This window comes from Lysinibacillus sp. FSL P2-0066 (genome assembly GCF_037969495.1).
In the GTDB taxonomy this organism is placed as follows: Bacteria; Bacillota; Bacilli; order Bacillales_A; family Planococcaceae; genus Lysinibacillus; species Lysinibacillus boronitolerans.
The window spans coordinates 788,470-800,055 of sequence record NZ_CP150202.1 but is presented as its reverse complement, the minus strand read 5'-3'; the positions used below and the strand labels follow the sequence as shown (position 1 = coordinate 800,055).

General features: G+C 37.5%; 7 protein-coding genes. All 7 read right to left on the bottom strand.

The genetic code is table 11. The features are described from left to right. Positions 1-118: 118 nt before the first annotated feature. Entirely contained in the window at positions 119-1,474 is a 1,356-nt protein-coding gene (locus tag MKZ14_RS03765; protein WP_036075771.1) for a potassium transporter TrkG, read from the bottom strand. A gap of 111 nt (positions 1,475-1,585) precedes the next feature. Continuing rightward, on the bottom strand, positions 1,586-2,341 hold the full coding sequence (locus MKZ14_RS03760; RefSeq protein WP_036075192.1) for a TerC family protein: 756 nt from the start codon (positions 2,339-2,341) through the stop codon (positions 1,586-1,588). A 103-nt stretch (positions 2,342-2,444) separates the two neighbouring features. Next, the gene (locus tag MKZ14_RS03755) at positions 2,445-3,659 is read right to left on the bottom strand and encodes an ISL3 family transposase (RefSeq protein ID WP_333007013.1); all 1,215 of its coding nucleotides are present in this window, start codon (positions 3,657-3,659) and stop codon (positions 2,445-2,447) included. A gap of 385 nt (positions 3,660-4,044) precedes the next feature. After that, the gene (locus tag MKZ14_RS03750; RefSeq protein WP_333006601.1) at positions 4,045-5,130 is read right to left on the bottom strand and encodes an SDR family oxidoreductase; all 1,086 of its coding nucleotides are present in this window, start codon (positions 5,128-5,130) and stop codon (positions 4,045-4,047) included. Between the two features lie 19 nt (positions 5,131-5,149). Further along, entirely contained in the window at positions 5,150-8,203 is a 3,054-nt protein-coding gene (locus MKZ14_RS03745) for an efflux RND transporter permease subunit (RefSeq protein WP_333006602.1), read from the bottom strand. A gap of 195 nt (positions 8,204-8,398) precedes the next feature. Further along, positions 8,399-9,976, bottom strand: a complete 1,578-nt coding sequence (locus tag MKZ14_RS03740) for a peptide chain release factor 3 (protein WP_048392002.1) — start codon at positions 9,974-9,976, stop codon at positions 8,399-8,401. A 135-nt stretch (positions 9,977-10,111) separates the two neighbouring features. Then, positions 10,112-11,578 (bottom strand): UDP-N-acetylmuramoyl-L-alanyl-D-glutamate--2,6-diaminopimelate ligase, encoded by a 1,467-nt coding sequence (locus MKZ14_RS03735; RefSeq protein ID WP_269898990.1) that lies wholly within the window; start codon positions 11,576-11,578, stop codon positions 10,112-10,114. Between the last annotated feature and the right edge of the window lie 8 nt (positions 11,579-11,586).

Sequence of the window (11,586 nt, the reverse complement as noted above, 5' to 3'; positions counted from 1 at the left end):
AATCAGGAAATAAAAGTTTAAATTTTATGAATATTTTATGACAAGATAATAATTTCTTACTTTTATAGAGGTATACGTTGGAATTATTCCTTACTTAATGCCCGTATACTTTAAAAATTTAACCAATAATTACTCGTTCCTTCGGATAATGGAAGCCTGATTTCTTTCCTCTTCCGCCTCCTCCAAGTGTATAAAGGAATGAAATTAATCCAACTCGACCAATAAACATTAAAATAATGATAATGATTTTACCAACCACTGATAAATCAGATGTTATGCCTAACGACATACCACATGTACCGAACGCTGAAGTAATTTCAAAAATAATTTGGATAAGAGATGCTTGTGGCTCTGTTATAAGCAAGATCAGGGTTGCTACTAATACCATGAAAAAGGCTAATAAAATGACGACAAATGACCGGAAGACATCAATCAAATGAATTTCTCGTCCAAATACTTGAATATCCTCTCTTCCTCTAGCAAAGGTAATTAAGAATAAAATGGCCAAGGCAAACGTTGTGGTACGAATCCCTCCACCTACTGAACTTGGCGAAGAGCCGATGAACATCAGGAAGCTCATGAATATATCTGTAGCTTCACTAAAAGTCGTGACATCGTAAGTAGTCAGTCCAGCTGATCGCGTTGATACGGAATGGAACATTGCTGAAAATAATGCCTCATGCCAAGACATTTCCTTAAAAGAATGGAATGATTCAAGGAGTAAAATGACAAGCGCACCAACTATAAATAAAATGGCGTATGTTGAAGTAGTGATTTTAGTAAATAAACTAAAACGGAAATTCTCGCGTCGATTAAGCAAAAAAGTCTTCAATTCAATTAATACCGGAAATCCGATAGCACCTAATACAATCAGTACCATGGTAACCATTTGTACAAAATAATCATCATGGAATGGGAGTAAGCTCATGCCCGTAATATCGAAACCACCATTTGTTGTAGCAGAAATAGAAGCAAAAATTCCATGTAAAAAGGCTTCTTCTAATGTGTCAAAATAATTCGTAAAATGTAGCGTCAAAATAATGGTACCTGTTAATTCTATGCCAAATAAAATTTTTAAAATTTCGCGGATTAATTTAACAACACCAGAGACACTATACTGGTTATGATCAATCATGATTAACTGACGCTCACGCATCCCTATTTTTTTCCCAACAAGAAGCCACACAAAGGTACCAAGTGACATAATACCAATGGCGCCTAACTGTAAAATAACAAGAATCATTACAAGCCCAAAGGTTGTATAGGTTTCCGAAATATTAATCGTTGTTAACCCTGTAACACTTACTGCACTTACTGCCGTAAACAAGCTATCTAAAAAAGAGACTTTTACTCCTTCTTGATGAACGCCTGGAAGCCGTAATAACAGGAAGGAAATCGCTATCGCTATAAAATAATAAGAAACAAGTACCTGAAATGGTGTGACTAGTTTATTTGATGATTTTTTCCAAGGCACTTTAACAACTCCTCCCACATATGATGCCCAACTAGATAGATTATAGTATAGAAAAAATACATAAAAAAAGAAAGAGGAATAGTGATAACTATTCCTCCAACGTTCATCTACTTATTTTTTCTTTCTTACACCGACTAAATAGCCGACAAAAGCAATACCTACTAGGACAATCCAGAATGTTAACTCCCATGCCGTGGAATGTGGAAATTCTTTAGGCAATATTCCCACCTTCTCATGGGCCAATGTTAAGACTACTAGCTTCACGCCTACCCAGCCAACGATAAGAAATGCTGCTGTTTCAAGTGACGGGTAATCATTTAATATTTTTACAAACCATTGCGCAGCAAAACGCATCATAATAACACCAATAAATCCACCAAGGAGCATCACAATAAACTGCCCGCCATTGATACCACCAATATCAAATTCGCCTAAGTGTGGTAATGTTACAGCAATTGCAACGGCTGCAAGCATCGAATCAATAGCAAATGCTATATCGGCCGCCTCTACCTTTAGAACGGTGAACCAGAAACCAGAACCTTTTTTTCCAGCATTTTCAGTTGCCTCTTCTTCTTCATCCTTATGTTTCCGCAAATCATAAATATTTTTCGCAGACATAAATAATAGATAAGCAGCACCGACTGCTTGAATTTGCCAATAATTAACCAAAACTGTAATAACAAATAGTGCGGAGAATCGGAATATCAATGCTCCAAATAGTCCATAAAATAATGCCTTTTTTTGCTGCTCTTGTGGTAAATGCTTCACCATAACAGCCATTACTACCGCGTTATCGGCTGCAAGTAATCCCTCTAATACCACAAGGACAATTAACACCCAGCCATATTGTAATAAAATCGCTTCCATTCTAGTGCCTCCTCTAAGCTCTCTATACCCTCAATGACCATGTCATCCAAGTATAAAAGAAGGTTCTAAGTCAAATGTTGGGGTGGTGTAATCTTTTAACACATTAACCCAGATGAACTCCGATTTCTTTATACTTTAAATTTAATAAGATTTTTGCTCGAAAGTGATCGAAACGCTGAAAGCCATATGCATTCCGTTTCATCACTTTTGTTTTATTATTAATGCCTTCCAAGAAGCCATTGGAATAACCAAAACTAAAGCTATTTAAGATTTCTACTTGCCAGTTCTTCAATGTTTGAATGGCTTTTAAGAAAGCTGGTAATTTTGTCTCTTCTACCTTACGGTAAAAAGCTAGTAATCGCTTCTTCACTTCTACAACATCATTTTTTGTCTTTGCCCAATCAAACCATTCACAATAGGCTTCCTTTAATTCATGAGCTACTTTTAATGTTTCAGACATTTCTGTATAACGCTGTAAGTACCACTGTTGTTTCGGTGATAATTTAGATGCACGTTTATACAATACATGACGCATACGTTTACACTTTGTACGATTGTATTTGTCCCATTCTTTTTGTACTTGTCGGCGCACTTCATCCATTGCCCAATAGATATAACGGCTAAAATGAAACCGGTCTGCCACAATAACAGGTCGACCTAGCGCTTGACGAACAGCTGCTTTAAAACTTGGATTCATATCCATGACCACTATCTCAACATCTGCTCCATACTGACTTAGGTAATTTTTTATGGTTTCTTTTTTACGATTCGGTAAAATATCAATCGGTTCGCGCGTCTCCGCATTCGCAATGATTAACTGATACGTACCTGCATCTGTATCGCCTTTATACTCATCAATCGCAATTGCTTTTGGTAAACGTACACCCTCTACTAATTGTTTTTTCGCTACCTTTTTAAAACGGCGAATAACCGTCGTGGTTGATGTACCTAGCACTTCTGCAGCTTCTTTAAATGTTTTAGCTTTAATAGCACGTATACTCACTACTTGATTCCATTCCTTTGAGTAACGTTGATATTTATCTACGAAGGGGGATTTTTCAGAGAAACGCTTTCCACAATCACAAACATAACGACGACGTTTATAGAAAAGAATAGTTAAACGTTCAAACCATTTTAAATGATTGATCTTTTGTATACGGTAATCGTGAACCTTCGATGTTTTTTTTTCACAAACTGGACATGGATGCGTGCACTTAGGCAATTGCACATACAATGCGATTCGATCGCCTACTTCTTCTACTTTCGTAATCTCTACATCTTTTAATCCTGGGATATTCATGTTAAAATTCATTTGCACAGTTCACCTTTCTATTACTTGTTTCTCGACAATTCAAGTATATATAAATCAGTGAATCTGTGCTTTTTTTATGCGTGTAATTGTGTAAATACCCCAAAAAATATTATAGAACCTAAAAGAAAAAAACCCCTGCCCTAATTCAGGCAAAGGTCTCGCTAAGTAAATTCGTACCCTTTCTATTTATGGTACTTCAATCTACACGTCATACGTATAGAGCCATTCACTATCACACCCGATGGTAGTACCATGTCTTGACGGATGTGAAACCAGGTAAAGTTAGTTGCCTGTTAGCTACTCCCCTTTGACAAATTGTCGAAGGTATCTTCTTTCAAATATTATAGCACTATCATTTACAGCTGACAAAAATATCTATATGTTTTTTTCGTTACTTAATCTGAATTTGATAGCTCTTGTCTTCCTTATGTGCTAAATAAAACTCAATCATTTTTGGCATCGTTTGTATAAAATCAGGGCATGTAATACCTCCTTTTTGTAAAATATGATGTGCTTCAGCCGTATCAAATGTGGCATTCCATGTTAAATAATCTAATGTTTCTAGTTCGACACCTAATTTCCTTCGAATAAAAGGTATCTGTAATGATAGCTTTGCCACTATAAATGGTAAACGTCCTTTTGGATAAGAATTTGTAACTAGTTTCACCATTGTACGGTACACCTCCTGTACTGGGTGAGGATTAGGGTCAGTTAAATGAAGTGTCTTCCCTTCTGCATGCTGTTCACTAACCAGGAAAGTAGAAGCATTTATAATATAATCAATTGGCACCACATTAATCGTCGAGGTAGTTTGACCAATATACGGAATAAAAGGTAAACCTTTTAAACGTTCCACTAAGTTTAAAAAGAAATAAGGACCATCAAATTTAATGGTTTCACCAGTTTGTGAATGGCCACGAACAATGCCAGGTCTAATAATTGTCAATGGTATTTCCGATTTTAAATCTTCTACTCGATGCTCAGCCTCATATTTGGTTTCCTCATAATGGTTTTTAAATGCTCTTGGTCGAATCAGTTCATTTTCACGCAGTACTCCCTCTCGTGTACCAGCCACATAGGCAGTGCTAAAATACATATAGCGTTGTAAATTTGGTAAGGTACGGACAAAATCATTGACCATTGTTGTGCCATGAACATTTACTTTCCAGGCAATATCACGTGGCACAGCTAAATCGTAGATTGCAGCTAAATGCCAAAGCACTTCGATTTGCGGTACAATTTCTTTGAGGTTCTGATTGTCTAATCCAAGGTTTGGTAGTGTTATATCGCCTTCCACTATTCGAATCGAACAGTCAGGAAAATCCTCTAATATTTTGTCTCTTTCCTTATGTGCCTTTATGATTTCACCTGCCAACACAATTGCAATAACTTGTTGTGTTTGTTTCTTTTGAAATAACGCTCGAATTAGTTGACTCGAAATGAAACCAGGAAAACCTGTAAAAAAATGAACCTTCATTTCCCATTCCCCCTTGAACCTAGTGCATCTTTCTTGTTTCTTTATCCATTAAACTGTAAATAATCGGTACAATATACAGCGTCAGTAAAGTTGAGGTTACAAGCCCTCCGATAACAGCAATCCCCATTGGCTGATTCATCTCGGTCCCTTCTCCAATGCCAAGTGCGAGTGGTAATAGCCCTAAAATAGTTGTTAAGGCTGTCATTAAAATGGGACGAAGCCGATCTTGGGTAGCAAGTAAAATTGCCTCATAAGCTGGCATGCCCATTGCCTTTTGCTGATTAATATAATCTACTAGTACAATGCCGTTATTTACGACTATGCCAACTAGCACTAAGATACCGATAACAGAGGTTACACCAATTAAAGTATTTGTAACGAACATAGCGATTGCCACACCAATGATCATTAATGGAACAGTAAACATGATAACAAACGGATATTTAAATGACTCAAATTGAGCTGCCATCACAATATATACAAGCACGATTGCTAGCATCACAGCTAGAAGCATATCATCGATTGCACTATCATAGAGCTCTCGATCCCCGCTGAACACAACTTGAGTAGTTGATGGTAAATTAACTTGCTCTAATGCCTTATCTACCTTTGCAGAAATTCCCCCCAGCGATTCCTTTGTTTCATAGTCTACAAAAAATGCCACTGCTGCTGCTTGATCAGAACGACGAATGGATACTGGCCCCTCTTGCATAGAAACCGTAGCCACGTCCTCTAATTTCACAAATAATCCTGCTGGCGAACGAAGCTGCATAGCTTTTAAAGCATCTATACTAGTGTTAAATGACTGTCCAAAGCCTGTATAAACAGGTAATACTGCCCCATCCTCAGCAATCAATTGGGACGTTAATTGACCCTTTGTCATTTGATTTACAGTTTGAGCGATTTGTGCTGGAACAAAACCATAGTCTTTTGCTTTTTCTCGATCAACTTCAATTTGAATCTCTTGAACAGTATTATCTAAATCCGTAGAAACATTTGTCACTTGCTGAATCGCTAGTAGTTTCTGCTGCACTTTCTTAACCGTTTGCTGTAGCCTCTGTTCATCAGAGTCTGTTAAGCGGAATGTTAAAGTGTGTGGTGACGAGCCTGTAGCTGTCGATACATTAAAAGTAATTTCAGCTTGCTCTCCAAATTCACCCTGTATATCTTGTTCTAGTTCTTCCACAAATTCAAAAATGGAACGCTTTCTTTCTGCTAGTGGGACAAGTTTTACATACATTTCAGCTTGATTGGCACTAGTTTGTCCACGTGCTTGGGATTGTTGCGTACCACCAACGAAACTAACATACACATCTACATCTTTTTCCTGCTTTAAACGTTCCTCAATTTGCTTAACAATCTTTTCTGTTTCTGATACAGCGACACCTTTTTCAAGATTGACACTTATAGAGGTGAACCCCTCATCTGTAGGCGGTAAAAATTCAGTACCTATTCTAGTCAGTCCAAACAAAGAAAGACTAAAGCAAACCACTGTAAAAAGCAGTATAAGCATTCGATGCTTTAGTACCCATACAATTGACGCCTTGTAATGCCTATAAAAACGTGATTTACTGCGTTGTACATAAAAATTATTGTTTTTCATTTTTAAAAGTCGACTTGCTAGCATCGGAACGACTGTAAGCGCAACTACTAAAGATGCAATTAAGCTGAATGAGATTGTTAAGGCAAACTCTGTAAATATTTGACCAATCAATCCTTCGATGAACATAACAGGAATGAATACTGCTATTGTGGTTAAAGTGGAAGCTGTAATGGCAAGGGCTACTTCCTTTGTTCCTTCCTTTGCTGCAGTTATCGGGTCTTTTTCTAGTCCTAGATGTCTTTCTATATTCTCAATAACGACTATGGCATTATCCACAAGCATACCAATTCCAAGTGCCAGAGCACCTAATGTCATAATATTGAGAGAAAAATCCGCAAAAAACATCAAAACAAATGTGACAATAACGGAGTAAGGAATCGCAATACCAATAATGATCGGACTCTTTACACTACGTAAAAAAACAAATAGGATGAACATCGCAAATAATCCACCTAAAAGTAAGGAAGAGCCAATATTACTAATCGCTAAATCCACATAATTACCTTGATCAATTAAAATATCTGCTGTGATACCTTTATACTGATCTTTCTTTAGTAATGTCTCTAAGGCCTTCTGGAAATCCTTAGAAACCTCTGCCGTATTTGCACCAGATTCCTGTAATACAGACATAAGAACAGCTGGATGCTCATTTGCTCGTGTTGTGGTAATAGATTGTTGTTCTGTCCTCTCAACGGTTGCAAGATCACCAATGGTTAATGATTTGCCCGTTAAAGGGTCCACCGAAACAATTAAATTGGCAATGCTTTCCGGAGAAGATAATGTGCTAACTATACGTGTTGTTAGCATTTTGCCATCATCTGTTGAAACAGGCTCACCAGGAAGAGACACATTATTCGCTTGAACTATTTGCATCACGTCTGTCTGAGTCAAGCCTTTTTCAACTAGCTTTGCTTCATCCAATTCTATTTGGATTTCATCAATCAATTTGCCAGAAACATTCACACTGGCAACACCCTCTGTCCGTAGCAGTTCCTTCTCTAAGTGCTCTGCTAATACACGTACATCTACTTGATTATTTTCCGCACGTAAAGACAGCTGAATAATAGGAAATTGAGACGGATCAAATTTTAGGAAACTAGGCTTGCCAGCATCATTAGGCAATGGGGTCATATCAATTCGCTGTAAAATATCAAGTTGGGCAACATCCATATTTGTGGACCAGTTGAACTCAAGCACAATTAAATTGGAGCCTTCCTGGGAGGTTGACTGGATTTTTTTGATACCAGGTAAGGTGGCAAGTGTAGCCTCTAATGGCTTCGTTATCTTTTCATTTACCTCCGTCGGGCTTGCCCCAGGATAAGAGGTGACAACCACTCCAATAGGAGGATTTAACTCTGGAATTAACGTAATCGGTATTTTTAATAAAGATACACCGCCTAGTATGATGACAAAAAGCATAGTAACAATCGTAAAGACAGGTCTTTTAATAGAAAAATGACTAATATTCATATAAACAAACTCCTTTTCTACCTCTTCCTTTCTATGATAGCCGAAAAGGAGATTATTTTATAAATAAGCTCCCGTTATTGAGATACTATCTCTAAGGAAACTTATATTTCCTAATAATGTATATATTCTACAAACAGTGTCATTTTTCCTTGCAAAAAAACACGAATCGCAAAATTGTCGATTCGTGTTTTATAATTATAAAAGGCTATAAAGTTTAATGTTTTCGTTTTTATCTGCAAACCAACGCATAGCGAACTCATTTTCAAATAGGAAAACAAGATTGTCAAAACGGTCTTTTACAAGCATTGATCGACCTGATGACATTGATTCTTTGACATCCTCTTCATTTTCAATCCAGCGTGCGATTTTCGAACCAATTGGCTCCATTTTTACTTCCACATTGTATTCATTTTTCATACGATGTTCAAATACTTCAAATTGTAATTGACCAACTGCTCCAAGTATAACTTCCTCTGTATGCAGCGTTTTATAGTATTGAATAGCACCCTCTTGCACTAATTGTAAAATCCCTTTATGGAATTGCTTTGATTTCATAACGTTCTTCGCCGTGACACGGACGAATAATTCTGGTGTAAACTGTGGTAATTTTTCAAATTGGAATGTTTTCTTGCCACCTACAACAGTGTCTCCAATTTGGTATGTTCCTGTATCATATAAACCAATAATATCGCCAGCAACTGCTTCATCTACTGTCTCACGATCATCTGCAAGGAACTGTGTAGATTGTGTGACTTTAAATGACTTCCCTGTACGAGATAACGTCATATTCATTCCACGTTCAAATTTACCAGAAACAATACGTACAAAGGCAATACGATCACGGTGTGCTGGATTCATATTGGCCTGAATCTTAAAAATAAAACCTGAAAACTCATCATGCTCCACAGGATCAATAAACTGCTCATCTTCAGTAATTCTTGGCTGCGGCGTCGGTGCGAATTGTAAATAGGTTTCCAGGAAAGTTTGAACACCAAAGTTCGTTAATGCTGAACCAAAGAATACAGGTGTTAATTCCCCACGACGAATTTTTTCCTCAGAATATGCATTTCCCGCTTCATCTAAAAGTAAAATATCGTCCATTGCTTGTGAGTAATAAGAAGTCACCTTCATTGGATGCTCCACAGCAAGCTCCCCATTGTCGTCAATTGGTAAGAAACGTTCCGCTTCATCTGTACGGAATTGCTCAATGCGTTTATTGTAACGATCATAAATACCAAGGAACTCTTTACCCATACCGATTGGCCAGTTCATAGGATATGCATTGATACCTAATACCTCTTCAAGCTCTTCGATCAATTCAAGCGGCTCTTTCCCTTGACGGTCTAACTTATTAATAAATGTAAAAATAGGAATACCACGCATTTTACAAACTTTAAATAGCTTTAAAGTCTGTGCCTCGATCCCTTTGGCAGCATCCACTACCATGACGGCACTATCTACAGCCATCAATGTACGATATGTGTCTTCCGAGAAATCTTGGTGACCAGGGGTATCCAAAATATTCACACGAGAGCCATTATAATCGAATTGCATGACAGATGAAGTAACCGAAATCCCACGTTGTTTTTCGATCTCCATCCAGTCCGATGTTGCAAATTTACCTGTTTTTTTACCTTTTACTGTACCTGCATCACGAATGGCACCACCAAAAAGTAAAAGCTTTTCTGTAATCGTCGTTTTCCCAGCATCAGGGTGACTGATAATGGCAAAAGTACGACGCGATAGTATATCTTGTTCTAAATTTGAATTCATCTCGTCATTCTCCTTTTTTCATACTTAATAATAATAAAAGAAGACTTGCCTTTCGTACAACCTTTTTACATGAAATCTCAAAAAAGAAAACCCTTTAGTTACAACTAAAAGGGTTTCCTAAGAATTTAGCTTTCATCACACGAATTTTAATCGGCCTGCTTCTATCGCAATTTCTGCATCACTATGTGGAAATTTGGTATTTTCGATAATTTGATAATCCTCATGGCCTTTACCAGCAAAAATAATCATGTCACCTGGTTCAGCAATTTCAATCGCATGGCGCACTGCCTCTGCACGATCTCCAATACAAGCATAATTATCATGAAGCATACCTTTAGCAAGGTCGTCTGTAATACTATCGTAGTCTTCATAGCGTGGATCATCTGTCGTTAAAATAACATATTCCGCAGCAGACGCTTTTTCAGCCATGGCAGGACGCTTCGATTTATCACGATTGCCACCTGTTCCAACTAAGAAAATCAACTTGCCCTTTTTATAAGGTTGCGCTGCTTGAATTGCCTTTTCAATTGCATCTGGAGTATGGGCATAATCAATAAAAATTTGCACAGGTAGATCTGAACATACTTTCTCCATACGACCCTTGACTGGCGGTAGTTGCTCGATTTGTTCAATAATGGACTCCATTGAATAGCCCCTACCATAAAACGCAATCATGGCTGCCAATACATTATAAATATTAAATTCCCCAAGCAAATTCATTTTTACACGATAAATTCCTTCAGGCATTTCCACGTCAAATGATGTCATATAGTCGTGATATTCACAGTTAATGGCGCGGAAATCAGCATTTTCATTTTTTAAACCATATGTCCACACTGGAAATGGTGTCATTGCAGCATATCTCTCTGACCAAGCATCGTCTGCATTCAACACAACAAATTTATTTTTTTCTAAATCTTGTCCAAGTTGGGAAAATAATAAGCCTTTTGCATGGCCATATTCCTCCATCGTACCATGGAAATCAAGATGATCGTGCGTTAGATTCGTAAAAATAGCGATATCATAATCAACACCTGCTAAACGTCCAAGTGCTAACCCGTGTGATGAAACTTCCATTGTCATTAATCGACAGCCTTCCATTTTTGCACGGAAAATCATTTGTTGTGTCGATAACGCATCACTCGTTGTATTAGCTGATTCATATAAAATTCCATTTAAATTAAAGCCAATTGTGCCGGATAAAGCCGATTTCTCGCCCATACCATGCATTATATTTTGAATAATTCCTGTTACGGATGTTTTACCATTCGTTCCCGTTACACCAATCATCGTTATGTCCTTTGAAGGATAATCAAAGAACTTTGCAGCTAGTAAACCTACTGCACGATCTGTATCTTTCACAATCACTTGTGCGATTGTCTCTCCTAGCGGTAATTCTCGCTCCGTCACAACAATTGTTGCGCCACCATCTACAGCCTTTTGCGCATAATCATGCCCATCTACTGTATACCCTTTGATACAAACAAACATGCTATTTGGTTGCACACTTCTTGAATCTACTACGATATCGCTAACCTGATCTGGCAGCACGCCAATTATTTTTTTCAAAGGTAATGCGCTTAACAATTCCTCTGCATACATTTCATAAT

What these genes read in the sequence shown, in the direction of transcription:
- MKZ14_RS03760 (WP_036075192.1), bottom strand. Translation starts at nt 2,341, where the DNA reads ATGGAAGCGATTTTATTACAATATGGCTGGGTGTTAATTGTCCTTGTG.
- MKZ14_RS03750 (WP_333006601.1), bottom strand. Translation starts at nt 5,130, where the DNA reads ATGAAGGTTCATTTTTTTACAGGTTTTCCTGGTTTCATTTCGAGTCAA.
- MKZ14_RS03745 (WP_333006602.1), bottom strand. Translation starts at nt 8,203, where the DNA reads ATGAATATTAGTCATTTTTCTATTAAAAGACCTGTCTTTACGATTGTT.
- MKZ14_RS03740 (WP_048392002.1), bottom strand. Translation starts at nt 9,976, where the DNA reads ATGAATTCAAATTTAGAACAAGATATACTATCGCGTCGTACTTTTGCC.
- MKZ14_RS03735 (WP_269898990.1), bottom strand. Translation starts at nt 11,578, where the DNA reads ATGTATGCAGAGGAATTGTTAAGCGCATTACCTTTGAAAAAAATAATT.